Genomic DNA, 15,903 nt, shown 5'->3' with positions numbered 1-15,903 from the left:
TCTCCACAATATTTCATGGGCATGCACTCAAATTGGCACGCGGCGGTGTCTCGCTAGTCTGCCGACCGTTCTCATCATAAGTGTAACAACTGCGCAGCGTCTGGCCGTCCGCCACGACCGCCATCCCGCGCAGCAAGAGGTTGTTAGGACCGCTATCAGGGCCATAATCATAGAGTGTCTTCACTTCATCAGCGACGCCGCCTACACAACCTGCGCCCAAAGCTGCTGTTGTCCGGCAGCTACTCTTTTGCTTCAGCACCCATATCGGCGTAGCTGCGCGAACATAGCCGCCCGAACTGTTCTTTATCCAAGCATAGCGCTGTGCATATGTGTAACGTGTCTGAGGACGGATACCGTTTGCCGCCGCCGGTAAGGTTGCCGTCAACATACCGCCGTGCACAGGATCATATGTGTAGTTCGTCACATTGCCATTGGCGTCTTGTACTCGTGTAGGTTTACCGCGGCAGACGTCATAATCACAATAGCCCCACTCTTCCGTAATATCCGGCAGACCGCTGCCGGGTTTTGCTTTACGTATCCTTTTGTACAGATCCCGGGTCGTTGATCCGATATAGTATTCTGTCCGATTCCCATCAGGATCTTCTGACCACTGCAACGTAGTCACCAGACAACGATTAACTTCATTGCTAGGATAAACTGTCTCTGCAACCCTGTCGCAATAGCTGCTTTTATAAATACGCCCCAGTGGGTCAGTGACTTTTGTTGGGCCCGGTGTGTGCTGATAGTCGACATATCCGAATGTTACTGGATTGGGATTATTAGTTGTTGAGCCTGGTCGTATCGGAAACTCATATTCAAGCTTCGTTATCCGGCCTAGATTATCTTGATATCGCCCTCCTGCTATGGTCGCAGTCTGCCCTTCGACATAGGGCGTCATATCATATTGATAGGAATAGGATCGGCCATCAGCAAAGATTTGATAGCCAACCCTCTCTTCCGCCACTCCATCCGGAGTACTGCCTCCTGAAATAGAATTTGATACCTTCGCAACAGATTGTCCGGGTTCAAAATATTTGTGAACAAGTGCTCTGGGGCTGCTTGTAGTATAAGAAAAATTCCACGCTGCATCACTCGCATCGGTCATCGACGCAAGGCGCCTTGATCCATTAGCGTATGTATAAGAATAACTTGCCTTATTTACAGCATTTGTAGGACAGATATTATTTGCTGGCGCAACCATAATCGCCAGGTTGATGGCACAGACTTTTGAAATGTAGTTCCAATTCCAAGCCTCTGGCTCATATTCATAGATCAGTGCGTAACCTTCCGAACTTACCACCCTACGCAGCCGCGTACCGGTTGAAGGAGACGACCCGCCATTGTCATAAGAGAACGTGTAAACAGCTCCGGATGGCGTAATCAATTCACTCGGAAATGCACATCGATCAATGTTGGAACATTCCCCTAGCCGAATAGGTCGAAACTTAACTTTTGTGCCATCATAGGCTGTGAAAGTGTAAATCACATTGGTGGAAGTCCGGTCCCCTACGTAGCTGAGTGACCCACGAGAAAGCTTTGAAATTTGGTCAAAGTAGGATGCCGAATATCTTCCGTCAAAAGTCTCTGATCGTGCACCAAATACAACACTGATTCGATAATCTTGCCCTGCACCCCTAGCATAATCTCCTTTGAACATGTTCACGCGCTTTTCCCAGAGCATGATGTCCCAGTTATGAGAAAAATTGCCAAATGGCTTGATGTGGCCGGCAACTGTGGAAGCTATGATACGCTCAAGGCTGAGCCCTTTGTTTGGACTTGCGGTACCAATCGCGACATCAGTGTGGCGATAAACATATGCACCGGTGCGCATGTCAACGCCACCAGGTGACATGGCAAACTGCTCCGCTGGCGGATTTGCATTAACGGTCGGTGTTGTTTCTTCTTCACCGCCCCCACCTGGGAAATTTTGCGCCTGTGCCATGCTCGAAATACCAACGCCTGCAAGCGATGGCGCCATCAACGCGAATAATGCCAAGGCTGGCTTTGCCATTACCTTATCTCCACAATATTTCATGGGCATGCACTCAAATTGGCACGCGGCGGTGTCTCGCTAGTCTGCCGACCGTTCTCATCATAAGTGTAACAACTGCGCAGCGTCTGGCCGTCCGCCACGACCGTCATCCCGCGCAGCAAGAGGTTGTTAGGACCGCTATCAGGGCCATAATCATAGAGTGTCTTCACTTCATCAGCGACGCCGCCTACACAACCTGCGCCCAAAGCTGCTGTTGTCCGGCAGCTACTCTTTTGCTTCAGCACCCATATCGGCGTAGCTGCGCGAACATAGCCGCCCGAACTGTTCTTTATCCAAGCATAGCGCTGTGCATATGTGTAACGTGTCTGAGGACTTACTCCGTTTACAGCCGGGCCAGTTGCGGTAAGAACCTGACCCGTTTCGGTGCTGTAAGTATAGCTCGTAGTATTGCCATTTGCATCGGTGATAGACATTGGTTTAGTGAAACAACCGGGCGATGCATTGCAGCCGTAAACAGCTTTCGTTACGATATCAGCAGCAGTTGAATCTGGCTTTGCTTTTTGCCTTGATTCAAGAATGTTGCCATAAAGATCACGTTCATATTCCGTCCGATTTCCATCTGGCGATATCCAATATCGCAGCGGAACAATGGCGCAGCCTGTGCTGCTATGGACAAGTATCCTGATACAGTAATCGCCCGTTGATTCACGGCCTAGCGCATCGATGACACGTTTTGGCCCTGAAGAGATCAGATACGCGTCGCCGGACTGATATCCTGGTCGAGTCATTTCTTGGAATTGCACGGTCGTTGTCGCACCATCATTGCGGGTCATCACACCGCCAGCAACTTCCATGGTATAATCATTATGATGGGTTATGTTCCAAACATAATTATAGATTCGACCATCTGCAAAGGTTTGACTTTTTATATTCTCATACAAACCAGTGCGAAACACAATATTCGTTAAATAGGGGGTTGCTTGTCCCGGGTGCGTATAGGTTTCGGTCCACTCATATTCTTTGGGAGGCGAAGGGGCATTTATCCAAGCTGCCTTGCTGTAAGTCGAACTATAACGGTGTACGTCCATGGCAGCGTTTCTGAAAGATGTCATACGACCGTTGCTGCCGTACACATATTCACCGGTAGGTTCACCGGCGGGACAGATGTTGCTCGATGGCGCGACCGCAAATGCCAAATTTATTGCGCAGACTTTGCTCACATATTTGAAGCCAGAAATGCTTACATATTGAAAGATAAGGGCGTAGCCACGATTGCTGGTAACACGCCGCAAATAGGCCGGTGATGAACTAGTGGGCTCGTCATAGCTTAACCAATAAGTTGTGCCGTCAATTTCTTCCACTTTGCTGGCAAAAATACCCTTTCTCTGTGTTCCATTGATAGAATGAACAACGGCACCGTCTCGATGTTGTCGGGGCCGTCGAAACGTTATTTTAGTTCCATCAGCCGCCGTGTAGACGAGATAACGGTCAAGAGCGCCAGAGCCTATTGGTATGGCCTTAATAGACGCACGCTGAGTAAGAGAACGAGCAGTGAAACTGTTCGAATTCGAGCCAGAAGTAAAACCATGGCCGCGCCCATCCGCAACCACGGCAAATTGCGCACCGCCGGTTTTAATGGGTTTATAGGTCACGTAAATATGCCAGTTATGCGAAAATTGCCCCATCGGTTTGGACCATTTCCAATCGTTACTCCCATTATGCCGCGTGAGGCTAAGATTGCCGATAGAGAGGTCTGAATTGGAATAGAGAAACTGGCCCGTGCGCATGTCGACCCCTGCTTCACTCACCGAATATTCTTCAGCAGGAGAAGGCGGAATGGGGTTTGATCCTGGCCCCCCAGGGTCATCAGGCAAAGGGTCCGGAATCTGAGCTGAGGCGATATCACTTGCGGATAAAATCGCTAAAACAAGCAGGAAAAGGACATAATTGGCGAGCGCAAGAAGCCGGTTTTCAATTTGAGAGTTTTTAGCTTTCATCTCTTTTCCAGTTTATGTGACCAGTTTTTCGAATATTTCCGGCATCCTATTTATCGATCTATTTATAGATCCAGATTTTATCGATTTTTAGATAGCTGCCGCGTCTCTCATAAAATTGCATGGTCACCGTTTTGTCCGCAGCCAGGGCCGTCAGTGCAGTTGAATATAGAAATTCTGAATAGTCTGGATTGTCCGTGACGATATACGAACCAGCGTTCCCATCTGAAACACCGGTAATACCAGCGTTAGCCGTTATCGCGACATCAAACGGCTCCTCAAAATAGATCAGCATCAAATTGTCTTCATTGATGTAGGCGCGCGTTATTTTTCCTACATATTGGCAATAGGTGGCAGCGCAAGAGACAGACTGTGCGAGAGCTCCTTGCGAAAAAGTGCTGAACGCCAATAACCCGAGAAAAAACTTCGAAACCGTTTTCATCATCCATTCCCCTGTCTGTTTGTTTCATTCCGTTATCTTGAAATATACATCGCCCCGCTGCTGGTGAGCTGGTTGTAGTCCGTTCCGTGCCAGGACACCGTCGCACCGTTGTGCGCATAGATTCTGAGCTTCAGCTGGCCCGCAACTGCGGCCAGCGCGCTAGATAATATTTCGGTATATTCGCTACGAGTTTTGGCGACCCAAACCCCATTGGCAGAGCTGCACGGCGTGTAGCCAGGATTGCCGAAGGCACCAAAGATCATGAGACCCTCGTTGCGAACGATTTCAATATTCGTTGACACGAAGTCATCGGTCTAACCGCCAGCCGCGTTTGCGGGAATGGATAGGGAGAGCAATGCTGTGGCGATCAATGCTTTTGCAAAAACACTCATTTGATCAACCTCACATATCCGGGGGCGGGCGCGGCGAGGCCTGCGGATATTGTCGCACAATCGGCCTGATCTATCGTCCGATAATAAACGATGACCTGTTTGTTTTCGGTGATTGAACTGGAGGCGGTGGAAAACCACACGAAGCATATTTCTGGCGGGATACCCTTCCATTCCGTTTTGACATTGCAGATGGTTGTCCATCCAGAACGCCATGTCGAGTAGATGCCCACCTGTCCGCTGTCATAAGTCAGAATTTGATCGATATAACCTTGGCACCAGGCAGCCGCACTAACGCTGGAAGACATAGACAAAGTTGCTATGGCAAAGACGGTCGATATAGATTTTTTCACTCTTGATACCCCTGCGTTCCGTTAAAGATGATCAGTATGATGCCCCCTTGATCGGGATCACGAGAAAGCCGTTAATCGGTAAGACAATGATACGGCCTGGCCCGCCCGGCGTTCCGTCACTCCCGGTAACCTCAACGCGCTTTCGGTTTCCGGCTGCGTCATATTCATAAACGGTCCCAAGACCGTCATTCGCACCGCCAGTCGTGGTGGTTCCGATCAACCGGCCCAGTGCGTCATATTCATAGGTAGTTGTCCCTTGCGCCAATGCAGAGCTTGCACCGAACGAGATCACTGCGCCGAGAGATATTGCCAATGTCATGATCTTGAAATGCTGCATGATAAAATTCTGCTTGGTGGTGTTGCGCGTTGTCATGATATCAAAACATCACGTTGGCAGATGACAGAGCGGAAAGTTGCAATCAAAAGCCCAAGTAATCTCATCATGAGATTCTCGCTTTACGCAGTGCGACGTATCTAGCGCTGGCTGGAAACGGAAACATCTGAATGAACAGGAACCAAATTCGAGGCAAGGAAATACGATTAAATAAGAAGATCAGCTTATTTAAAAATTGCTTCAATAAACAATCAATAAAACTGTTCTTTATCGTAAATACCATAGAATCCTCTATTAATTTACAAACTGTCATCAATGTTTATTGATGTCAATAGACGCAAAGTTTAATAATGAAGTAATGGCCGGAAATATCAATCATCACAGATTATTTCATTTATAATAAATATTAAGAAAAATCAGTGTTTTACAATATTTCGATGCAAATAGAGTGCTCATAATATATCCATTTCGGATATAAAATATTCGTTTTGGCACCGGAAATTAATCTTTGACTTTTATTTTCTCCATAGGCAGGGGCAAATCATCAACAGTTTTTAGGAACATTTAAATTAATCTGTTGGACGCCGGTCTTTGGCCTTTTGCTGACCTTAACCCCTAGCGTGATCTACCCACGAAAAACGCAGCCTGCGGCTGTTTTACCAAGCCAGGTCCTTGTGGTTGCGTGGAGCGTGATGGAGAGAAGCCGACAGTTTGGCGTGATCCAAAGGCGCGAACGCCTGCTTGGATGCTACCGTCGTTTCCTTGTGTCCGCTATGGGTGCAAAAGCGGACATTGGTTGGAACTAGTAATCACTATGGGCACTCCGCTCCCAGCTTTGCACCAATCAAATTCATTAGCATGTCCACATATCGACGCATTTCGTCCGCATCGGTGATTTTTCGGCAATTGGACCACAGGCCTAGAACTGATGTGGTAGTGAATTCGGCAAGAGCAGTGACTTCCTGATCGCTCAATGCGCCAGTCACCGCATTTTCACGTTCAAACACTGCCTGAAACCCATTGGTGAGGCGATCCGTATGATATTCGAGATATCGCTTGGTTTCCTCGTCCGCCGGGTCGATTTGCGCCAGCGTGTTCACCACCAGACATCCCGGCATGGGTGGATCTAACGATTCTTGGCTCGCAATTCCATCGTCCAAAAACTGCTTGATGTCGAGAAGTCTCGCACCTTCCGCTTCAACCTGTCCAAATCTCGGCGTTACCGCCACTTCCTGATAGCGTGCAAGGCAGGCGTGGAACAGCTCACGTTTTCCCTTGAACTCACTGTAAATCGAGCCGCGACTAACCCCCGTTTCGCGCACCATATCCCGCATTGAGATCGCATGAAAGCCGATGTTCCAGAACGCTGTAAGGGCATTGTCAACAAGATCGGCGCGAGACTGAGATGTGGGCCTTGGCATAAACGGCCTTGTATTGGAACGATCGTTCCAATACAAGGTTTTTCGACTCGATTTGGGCAAAGGAAAACAAAAAATGGCCACCAGCTTTCGCGACAAGAAGAAATTCGAAACGGTTCACGGCAAGCAAATGGCTTATATTGAGGAAGGCGAAGGCGATCCGATTGTCTTTCTGCATGGTAACCCGACGTCATCATATTTGTGGCGCAACATCATGCCGCATCTTGCTGGGCGCGGCCGCCTGATTGCCCCTGACCTCATAGGCATGGGGGATTCTGAGAAACTCGAGAATAGCGGGCCAGATCGATACAGCTTTGTGGAACACCGCAAATATTTGTTCGCATTGCTTGATCAGCTCGGCGTGAAAGAGAACGTCACGCTGGTCATCCACGACTGGGGGTCAGGGTTAGGGTTTCACTGGGCGCATCAACATCCAGACGCAGTCAAGGCAATTGCGTTCATGGAAGCTATCGTTGCTCCCATTCCCAGTTGGGAAAATTTTCCCCAAGACTTTGCGGATATTTTCGGGGGGTTCCGGTCACCTGCTGGCGAAGAGATGGTTCTTGAAAACAACATGTTTGTTGAAGGCATCTTGCCGGGCGCAATCATGCGTCAGCTCACCGACGAAGAGATGAACGAATATCGCAGGCCCTTTGCCAATGCCGGTGAGGATCGCCGCCCGACATTGACATGGCCGCGCCAGATCCCGATCGCGGGAGAGCCGGCTGATGTTGTTGAAATTGTCGGCCAGTATAATGCCTGGCTGGCTGAAACACAGATTCCGAAACTGTTTATCAATGCCGAACCGGGTGCTCTGATCGTCGGACCTGTGAGAGATATGGTGCGATCATGGCCAAATCTAAGCGAAGTGACTGTCGCCGGAACCCATTTTATCCAAGAAGACTCGCCTGAAGAGATTGGGAAAGCAATTTCAGATTGGCTGCCAGACTGAACATGAGTTCAACACTAGCCGAGAATCCGCTTTCAAAATCCGAGCAGGAGTAAACAATGCCGATTACAGCACGATGTGCATGCAAAGCCGTATCGATAGAATTAGCCGGCGATCCCCTTCGATGTTTTGTTTGCCACTGCGATTATTGCCAGAGAATGACGGGTTCCATGGGGAACGCGGTTGCGGTTTTTCCGGAAACAGACGTCGTAGCAATGTCGGATGCTCTTGAACTCGATCCCCAGATGCCCAAATGGCCGGGGGTAAAAAGATATCTCTGTGCCAAATGCTATTCCAATGTGCATTGGGTTAACCCGAAAGCATATCCCGGGATGCGATTGGTGTCTCTCGGATGCTTCGATGATCCATCGGCCTTCAAACTTTCAAGCACGGTGCAAAACCAGCATCGGCCAACATGGTGCCCCGAATTGGACGCACCTGTGGCGTTTGAAGCGTATCCGTGACGATCTGCGAGACCGTTTCGGTGTCAAATCCTGCTTATACGATAACCAACGAACTCTGGACTTGGACCAGCGAAAATCGTCGCGGCAGCTATCATTTTTTGTCGGTACCCGATGATGTTGGGGAAGAGATTCAGGCCCACGCCACCGTCACACGACTTGAACTCGGGCTGCCAACAAAGCGCGGTTGGGGCGCGGTGAAGGTGGAGGCAAAGATTGGAGAGACCGTTTGGCAGACGTCAATATTTCCAGGAATTGATGAGAATGCCTATGTGCTTCCCGTTAAAGCCTCGGTGCGCAAGACGGAGGGCATCGTAGTGGGCAATAACAGCGAAGCATGTCCGTTTAGGGCGCAAGAGCGGACGTTAATTTTTAGCTGCTATTAGGAATTCGGAATTATCCAAATCCTGAAGTGATATCACAAATAGACAAGTAAATAGGACGGAAGGTATGGCGCTAGATGGTTCGAGGACGTTCGATTTTGTTCACAACAGTTGCTGGCTTAATGGTTCAGGGGTGTGTTGGCAGAGATGGGCCATGTCCGCAATTTGAGCAAAAAGGCAACGTTGAAACCGTATTGATCGAAAGAGCAAAGGCTAGATTTCTGGAGAAGCTAATAGACAGAAACAAGATAACTTCGAAAAAGCAAATTTCCTTCTTTGATGATTGCTGTTCAATTGAGAAGATTGAAACCGAGACTGCTGTTGAGAAGGCATTTGGCGAAACGTTCCAATATCACATTGGAATCAGCCACCACAAATCCAATGCCGATGGCAGCATTGCAAAATATTCCTACTCATCCATTGTGACTAGATGCGGAGACACAGTGGGAGATGGCATAGACGTTGGTCTGACTACAAATCAAATTTAGAAAGGCTGTATCAGAAATTCAGAATCAAAGAACAAATCCAGATGCATAACTAGAGTCCGTTTTCGGAATACAGCAGTCGGATCTACTATGAACACAGAAGTGGACATTCTAACTTAGAATTTCATCGATAACTATGTTCCTACCGAACCTTTAGGCCAAGTTCGCTCAAGAGTTTTCCAGCCTGCTCACGCGAGATTGTCGCTCCTTGGAACAGGCTGGCGTCGATAAGTCGTAAACCGCCAAGGTCGGCTCCCCGCAGGTCAGATCCATCAAAGCGCGATCCTGCCATATCTGCCTCGCGCAAGCTGCAGTGATCCAGCATTGCATGACGGAAATCGCAGTTGCGGAGATCAGATTGAGAAAAATCGACTCGATTCAAAGTTGCCTTGCGGAACGAGTGACCGGACAGCTTGGCATTAATGAGCAGCGTCTCCTCGAAAGCAATATCGAACGTTCTGACCCTCGACAAGTCCGAGCCGGTGAGTTTGCACTGAGTAAACTCCACCTCTTGAAGTGTAGCATCCTTGAATGAGGCATTGTTGAAGTCGCTGCCAACGAAAAGTGCACCAGTCAGATCGCTTCCCGTGAAACTGGCGAACGGCCCTCGGCAAGATGACCAAGTGGTAGCCTCGAGCTTCGCGCGGTTCAGATCGCAGCGGCGAAGATTGCACCGCTCAAACTTCCAGCCCGCCAAGTTCATACCCGACAGGTCTGCTTCCTCAAAGTCGCAACCAATAAAAGTCTGTGAGGACCCTAGCAAAGCCACTACGTCAGCTCGAGCAAGGGTTTTGCCCTGCAGTGCATCATGCGAAAACAAATCTTCCATCGCAAAATTCTAACGTTGGTCAGCGACACAGTCCAGCTGTGATTGCTGGTTAAATTGGTGTTACTTATTGCGTCAGCCGATGACGAATGCGAGTCAATCAAAGCCTGACTTTAGGTCTATAATCCAGAAAAATGAAGCTGATCGATTATTCAACAATTGCAAAATATCGAGGCAAATAAGCAGCTTGCATCGTGTTCCAAGTGTAAAGCTTATGTTGCCTTCGGGATAAACCAGCCGCCGGCGACCGCTGATCCAAATCCCCCTATTCGGGTAGGCTGATCAAATGGGCGATCATCCGGGTTCCTTCAAAAACCGCACGATCTTCGACATTGATCCCGTCTTCAACAAACACAAAATCGAACACGCGGTCTTGATCAACGTCGCTGTGCAGCATGGCCAAAAACTTGTCACCGGCATCGGCAGGGTGCTGTATCACAACTGTTACGCTCTCGCTCTGTCCCGGTTCCAAATAGGTATAGCCCGACACGATATCGCCATCCGGGCGGCCATCTATAACCGGATGAAGAACGATCCAACCGGCCTTTTCAATCGTGACAGCGGGAAAGGTGACGGCGGTGATGTTTGCGCGCAAGGTCGATACATTCTGTCCATCGACGCGGATTTCGGAACTGACGAGCTCCTCATCCTGTCGGGTTAAGCCTTCAACCTCGATCGCATTGGCCGTGCCATTGCCCATTGTTATTTGCGATCTTTGGGGTGTTTCTTGTGCGGATGCCGTTCCGGACAAGATTGCCATTGATGTAATAAAAGCCAGTGATCCCATAAAAGATAGCGCGCGTTTGCTGTACATGCCCAGACCCTCTTCCTCTGTTTACGGCGCTTGCCACGCCTTGCTGAAAAGCTTGTTTTTCAAACATTTTATAGATGCTTCTGTTCACAACACAATAGCACCCCCAAAAGGGACAAGATGACACACCACAAAGAGGCGCAGCAATCGCCGGATGCGGCAAGATGGTCAGCGACAACTGGCCTTTCCTACACATAACCATATAGGTTATGCTGAGTCATTCAAAGAACCAAATTAGGAGTGTTACGGAAATGACTTATGATGATCAATGTGCGAAAAATATCGACGGGAAGATTGCGCGAGTTACGGAAGATGGCGAATATGCCTCTCCCACGCCGCGCCATGATGGCTGGACGCCCGATATTCGCGTCCGGTTTCTGGAAGCGTTGGCCAATTGCGGGAATATCAGTGCCGCAGCGAAGCTTGTCCAGCGGTCACGGCGGTCGGCCTATAATCTCAAACGGCGGGATATGAATTTCTCTCGGGGCTGGGACGCGGCTATACTCCTATCGCGCGATATAGCGACGGATATTTTGCAGGACCGGGCGATCAACGGGATCGAGGAAGAGGTTTACCATCAGGGTGAAGTGGTCGGCACAAAACGGCGCTATGACAGCCGCCTGCTTCTCGCGCATATCGGACGGCTCGACAAGCTGGCCGAGCGCGTAACGGTCAGCCGCGGAGCAGCGCGGTTTGGCGAAATGATGGATGCAATAGCCGCCGAAGAAGATACGGCCCCGCTGATCAGCGAACCGACGACAGACGAAATCGTCGGGCTTGTCGCCGAGAGTGAGGCGGAGGCTGCCGTGCGGCAAATTGAGGCCACCTGTCGGCGCGAAAACAGTACGGCCGCCCAGACCGAACAGACAGCCATGGAAAAGCGTGACGAAGAGGCAGCAGATAACGCCCTGATGGCGGCGGCGGATGAAAAATATGGTCCGGTTCACGAGATTGACTATGGCGACGGAGAGCCGGTTGAATATTGCCGTATGACCATGGAGGAAGCAAAGCGGCTGATGGCCAACCATCCTGCGGTCAAGGCACATCCGATTTCACGCGATGACCCGGGCTATGTCGCGACAATTGTTGCGCCCAATATGACTGCCGATTGGCCCACCGATGCTCTGTTGTCACAGGTAGCAAAGAGCGTGGCTCCAGAAGCGCCATAGGACTATGTGCACTTTGTAAACTTCGTGGCGAAATTGCAGGACTGTCAGGAAAAGAAATTCAAGAGAAGCCCGACGACTGGGTCGCTTGTGCCGCCGGACTTCCCCAGAATTTACGGTGTTTTTGCGTGACGCTTAAACTCCGTGGCCTCTGATATGAACGAAAAAACTAAATATAGTGTGACGATGCTCACAGATGCCCGGAAAATAAGGAAAAATTTCGTGGATCGGGTGGTTTGGGAGTCGATTCTCTCTAAGAAGCTCGATGGCCGGGTCGCTTTGCCATCGAGCTTCCAGAGGTATGCCCAAACAGGGCGGTCCCAAAGGGAAGATACCAGCCACCAGGTTGGGCCCCGGTGGTGGTGCGATACCGCTGCCCCCCACAAACTCCTGCGAAATAAGCGGCATCGCCAGATTTTAGTAGCAGGTGATTCTGCGCCCTGTTGTGACGGCGATCACTCGACGGGAAGATCCCCGGACAGTTATGCTATAATGACGATCTGCCCCCGCATATGGGGCGAAGAAAGGATGCCTATGGCACATTATACCGGACGACCACGGTTTGAATGGGATGAAGACGGGCGGATCATGACGCTGCTCAATCGCTTCGCCTTCATTGACGATGCGCAGTTGGTATGGAGCGTGCCTGCCATGGTGCGCGTGGATGGCGCATCGATCCCGAAATTCGCCTGGTCGATCCTCGGTAGCCCGTTTGTCGGCCGTTATCGCAAGGCATCGGTTGTGCATGATTGGTATTGCGACATCCGCACCCGCGAATGGAAGGCCACGCACCGCATGTTCTATGAAGCGATGCGCACCTCAAAAGTCAGCGGCGCGAAGGCCCGGATCATGTATGCCGCGGTCTATTATGCCGGGCCGCGCTGGGACGTCGCGGCGGACTATAATAGCGAGCTGGCGGAGGCGATGACGCCGACGGCCTATAGCAGTCTGGAACAGAGCGAACGTGTCGACAGGCCTGCACCACCGGCCGACCTGACTCTCTGGCATCGGCGTGAAACGGATGCCCAGGCTTTTGAGGCCATGTGTGATGATTTCGCAAAGAGTTGCGCAACTATCGCTGATGTCGAAGCGATGATCGAAGAGAAATTGGGCGCAACCGAATGACTGGTACGGGCGTGCTCCTGCGTAGGCAGGAGCCTATCTCCCATGGTGTGGAAAAGTCAGGATGCGAGGATAGGCGAAACATCTGCCCATCATCACTGCCGCTTCAAAACAGCAGGCTGGAGATGGGCCCCGCCCTGCGCAGGGGCACAGAAAAGCGCTTCGAGCTCCTGCGCTGCGGTACGGCGATCAAACGGTACGTTTGGCGCGATCCTTCTGGTTTTGGCCCTCAATCGCCTGCCGCGCAGCCTGCCATTGCTCATCACCCCATGCAGTCAGGGCTGAGAAATTCCCGCCAGTTGCATTATAGGCACCACCATCAATCGCGATCGTCTGTCCGGTCATATATTGTGACCCCGGCCCCATCAGATAGGCAGCAAGATTGACCAGTTCGTCCATCTCGCCAACGCGGCCCATCGGAACGCTGCTGCCCATCTTGTCCTGATCACCCTTGCTCGGCGCGAGACGATTGGACATACCTTCGGTTGGGAAAGCGCCGGGAGCAATGGCATTGAGGCGCAAACCATAGCGCGCCCATTCGGTGGCAAGGCTTTGTGTCATGACGTTGATGCCCGCCTTGGACATGGCAGAGGGAACAGTGAAGGGACCGCCATTCCACACCCAAGTGGTTAGGATCGATAAGATGCTGCCCTTGTCGCCAGCCGCGATCCAGCGCTTGCCAATGTCATGGGTCATATAGAATGTGCCGCGAAAAACGATATTGGCGATCGCATCAAAACCGCGCACCGACAGATCTTCAGTGCGGGAGATGAAATTGCCGGCGGCATTATTGACTAGTCCGGTCAGCGGGCCGTGCTGCGACCAGATCAGGTCGTTCATCTCGCTGATCATCTCGGCATTGCGGATATCGCAGGGATGCGGAACTACGGTGCCGCCATGTTTTTCGACCAGCTCTTCGGCAGTCGCTTTGCACACCTCACCGCGGCGTCCGCAAATATGGACTTCTGCGCCGAGCTTCAGGAAACCCTCGGCCATTTCCCTGCCGAGGCCGGTGCCGCCGCCAGTGATCAATATGCGCTCGTCCTTCATCAGATCGTCGCGAAACATGAGTTTTGAAATGTCCATTTTTCCTGTCCTACTTAAGATATTGCAGCATGTTTCATGCCTTGTTGTCGGTCAGAAGATACCAACTCCAGGGCTTGAGGGAAATATGGTTCAAGGGACCTATCAAAAAGAACGGGGTCAAAAAGAACGGGGTCAAAAAGAACGGGGTCAAAAAGAACGGGGTCAAAAAGAACGGGATCTGAATGAATGGAAAAAATGGTCCGCGAACGGGTCGCCCATTTGTAGCGCCCAAAAAAATGGGAGCCGGTCTCCGAACAAGTTCGGTTCACGGCTCCCACTGCGCCTGATTTGGGATGCTGTCCTCTTGCGATTTCAACGTCCGCTTTTCCGGCGTCCGGTTTCCGGGCCAATATCGTTAGTGGTTTTCGGTTTTCCGCATCATCGCTTGCGCAATCATGTTTCGGTTTAAACCCGATATTGGTCCAGTCACCCGATGATTGTTGTCCATCTGATCCGCTCCGGCTTGCGCCTTCGCTTCTCGGTTTTCTTCCAATCATCAATCGAAAGATCATCTTATTTTCCTTGCGAAAAACACTATGTTCGTCTCGATTATCTTCAGGCTTTAGATCGTTCCAACGGGTCATTGCTGACTTGTCGCCGGTTCCATTCAAACTCCGTCCGATGAATTCCTTATGACATGAGTTTGCGAGTCGCACCAAATGTCTGAAGGCCATTTATCCACAGATGCTGATCTTTCTTGTGGAAAAACAGTTGCCCGATTGTGGACAATGTTTTTCACGGGGGCAGAATATTGAAACCGCTTTCCTACTCTGGCCCCACAATGATAGAATTGAGCGGGTTCAACGGCGCTGACGGCGAGAATGACTGTCAGTCCCGGTCATCAAAATTCCAGATCAAAGGAAAACCATGTCATTAACAAAGTTGCTCGTCCCCACATATCAGCAAATGTTAAAAGCACTTTCAGGTTGGTTGAAAAAGGCTGAGGCACAGATTCCCAAGGAAGATGCGGAAGCACTGCTCGCCGCACGCCTTGCACCTGATATGTTTCCGCTATCAACCCAGATTCGGTTTGTCTGTGTACAGGCCCAGGAGCCGATCTATCGTTTGAGAGGAGAGGCTTTTCCAGAATCTCTTCATCAACTGGTCGACGAAGGGCGCGATGCAATTGACAAGCCGGGTTCACTGGCTGACGCGCAAACGCGGATTCAAGAAGCACTGAATTTGCTGGATGATCTTGCGGCGGACGCGCTGGATACTGATCGAGATGCGCCCATCGTGCATGAGCTTCCCAGCGGCATGATATTTGACCTGACGGCGGAACAATATGCTCGTGATTGGGCGTTGGCCCAGTTTTATTTCCACCTCATGACTGCTTACGCCATATTACGCAGTGAGAAAGTGGAGCTCGGCAAGGTGGATTACATACCCCATATGCTGGAGTTTCTTCGTCCTGAAACTATTGCCGAGGCTTCGCATTAGGTACGGGATAGTCAAACGAAAATCCGTTGGTCCGGCCTTTCTCTATGGGGGATATTTGAAAGGGCCGGACCGTCGGAACAATCCCGGTGCCTATCGGGAGGAGGAGGAGGCAACCGAGACTGAAAAATCGGTAGCTATTAAACCTGAACCGTCGACATCAAGATGATGGTGCTGACGGTCAGAGAAGCTACAATATTGAAAAGCGTTTTCATGGGACAAACTCCTGTTTTAAAAACGCCGATCAAACATCA

General features: G+C 50.5%; 17 protein-coding genes. 7 read left to right on the top strand and 10 right to left on the bottom strand.

Annotation, left to right across the window (positions count from 1 at the left end; translation table 11 throughout):
- Positions 1-13 precede the first annotated feature (13 nt).
- The 7 genes from BS29_RS03815 to BS29_RS03785 all read right to left on the bottom strand — a co-directional run bounded on the left by BS29_RS03815 (position 14) and on the right by BS29_RS03785 (position 6,926).
- Positions 14-1,942 (bottom strand): hypothetical protein, encoded by a 1,929-nt coding sequence (locus tag BS29_RS03815; protein WP_229955896.1) that lies wholly within the window; start codon positions 1,940-1,942, stop codon positions 14-16.
- 89 nt (positions 1,943-2,031) lie between these two features.
- Positions 2,032-3,990: a hypothetical protein gene (locus BS29_RS03810; protein ID WP_229955895.1), complete on the bottom strand. Its 1,959-nt coding sequence runs from the start codon at positions 3,988-3,990 to the stop codon at positions 2,032-2,034.
- Positions 3,991-4,048: 58 nt separating this feature from the next.
- Positions 4,049-4,432 (bottom strand): hypothetical protein, encoded by a 384-nt coding sequence (locus BS29_RS03805; RefSeq protein ID WP_229955894.1) that lies wholly within the window; start codon positions 4,430-4,432, stop codon positions 4,049-4,051.
- 29 nt (positions 4,433-4,461) lie between these two features.
- Entirely contained in the window at positions 4,462-4,731 is a 270-nt protein-coding gene (locus tag BS29_RS03800) for a hypothetical protein (protein WP_229955893.1), read from the bottom strand.
- Between the two features lie 86 nt (positions 4,732-4,817).
- Positions 4,818-5,171: a hypothetical protein gene (locus BS29_RS03795; protein WP_229955892.1), complete on the bottom strand. Its 354-nt coding sequence runs from the start codon at positions 5,169-5,171 to the stop codon at positions 4,818-4,820.
- A gap of 31 nt (positions 5,172-5,202) precedes the next feature.
- Positions 5,203-5,544 (bottom strand): RHS repeat domain-containing protein, encoded by a 342-nt coding sequence (locus BS29_RS03790; RefSeq protein WP_229955891.1) that lies wholly within the window; start codon positions 5,542-5,544, stop codon positions 5,203-5,205.
- A 773-nt stretch (positions 5,545-6,317) separates the two neighbouring features.
- Positions 6,318-6,926: a TetR/AcrR family transcriptional regulator gene (locus BS29_RS03785; RefSeq protein ID WP_229955890.1), complete on the bottom strand. Its 609-nt coding sequence runs from the start codon at positions 6,924-6,926 to the stop codon at positions 6,318-6,320.
- Positions 6,927-6,999: 73 nt separating this feature from the next.
- Here BS29_RS03785 and BS29_RS03780 point away from each other — a divergent pair, with 73 nt between their 5' ends.
- The 4 genes from BS29_RS03780 (at position 7,000) to BS29_RS03770 (ending at position 9,204) form a co-directional block, all read left to right on the top strand.
- A complete protein-coding gene (locus BS29_RS03780; protein WP_229955889.1) occupies positions 7,000-7,875 on the top strand; it encodes a haloalkane dehalogenase in 876 nt (291 codons plus the stop codon).
- 56 nt (positions 7,876-7,931) lie between these two features.
- Positions 7,932-8,336, top strand: coding sequence for a GFA family protein (locus tag BS29_RS17545; RefSeq protein ID WP_407673743.1), 405 nt, complete (start codon positions 7,932-7,934; stop codon positions 8,334-8,336).
- Between the two features lie 20 nt (positions 8,337-8,356).
- Positions 8,357-8,719, top strand: a complete 363-nt coding sequence (locus BS29_RS03775; protein ID WP_229955888.1) for a DUF1905 domain-containing protein — start codon at positions 8,357-8,359, stop codon at positions 8,717-8,719.
- Between the two features lie 74 nt (positions 8,720-8,793).
- Complete coding sequence (locus tag BS29_RS03770; RefSeq protein WP_229955887.1) at positions 8,794-9,204, top strand: hypothetical protein; 411 nt, start codon at positions 8,794-8,796, stop codon at positions 9,202-9,204.
- Positions 9,205-9,343: 139 nt separating this feature from the next.
- Here the strand turns inward: BS29_RS03770 and BS29_RS03765 are convergent, their stop codons facing one another.
- Together BS29_RS03765 and BS29_RS03760 are read right to left on the bottom strand one after the other, a co-directional pair.
- A complete protein-coding gene (locus tag BS29_RS03765; protein ID WP_229955886.1) occupies positions 9,344-10,030 on the bottom strand; it encodes a pentapeptide repeat-containing protein in 687 nt (228 codons plus the stop codon).
- 262 nt (positions 10,031-10,292) lie between these two features.
- A complete protein-coding gene (locus tag BS29_RS03760) occupies positions 10,293-10,787 on the bottom strand; it encodes a DUF7282 domain-containing protein (RefSeq protein ID WP_229955885.1) in 495 nt (164 codons plus the stop codon).
- A 302-nt stretch (positions 10,788-11,089) separates the two neighbouring features.
- Between BS29_RS03760 and BS29_RS03755 the strand changes: the two genes are divergently transcribed.
- Both BS29_RS03755 and BS29_RS03750 read left to right on the top strand, forming a co-directional pair.
- The gene (locus tag BS29_RS03755; RefSeq protein WP_229955884.1) at positions 11,090-12,007 is read left to right on the top strand and encodes a hypothetical protein; all 918 of its coding nucleotides are present in this window, start codon (positions 11,090-11,092) and stop codon (positions 12,005-12,007) included.
- A gap of 531 nt (positions 12,008-12,538) precedes the next feature.
- A complete protein-coding gene (locus tag BS29_RS03750; RefSeq protein ID WP_229955883.1) occupies positions 12,539-13,129 on the top strand; it encodes a DUF1353 domain-containing protein in 591 nt (196 codons plus the stop codon).
- Positions 13,130-13,315: 186 nt separating this feature from the next.
- Here the strand turns inward: BS29_RS03750 and BS29_RS03745 are convergent, their stop codons facing one another.
- Positions 13,316-14,212, bottom strand: coding sequence for an SDR family oxidoreductase (locus BS29_RS03745; protein WP_229955882.1), 897 nt, complete (start codon positions 14,210-14,212; stop codon positions 13,316-13,318).
- An 867-nt stretch (positions 14,213-15,079) separates the two neighbouring features.
- Between BS29_RS03745 and BS29_RS03740 the strand changes: the two genes are divergently transcribed.
- Positions 15,080-15,652 carry a DUF1993 family protein gene (locus tag BS29_RS03740; RefSeq protein WP_229955881.1) on the top strand — a complete coding sequence of 191 codons (573 nt, stop codon included), beginning with the start codon at positions 15,080-15,082 and terminating at the stop codon, positions 15,650-15,652.
- Positions 15,653-15,903 lie beyond the last annotated feature (251 nt).

It is taken from the genome of Parasphingorhabdus litoris DSM 22379, assembly GCF_020906275.1.
GTDB lineage: Bacteria > Pseudomonadota > Alphaproteobacteria > Sphingomonadales > Sphingomonadaceae > Parasphingorhabdus > Parasphingorhabdus litoris.
This window is presented reverse-complemented; position numbering and strand designations above follow the sequence as displayed.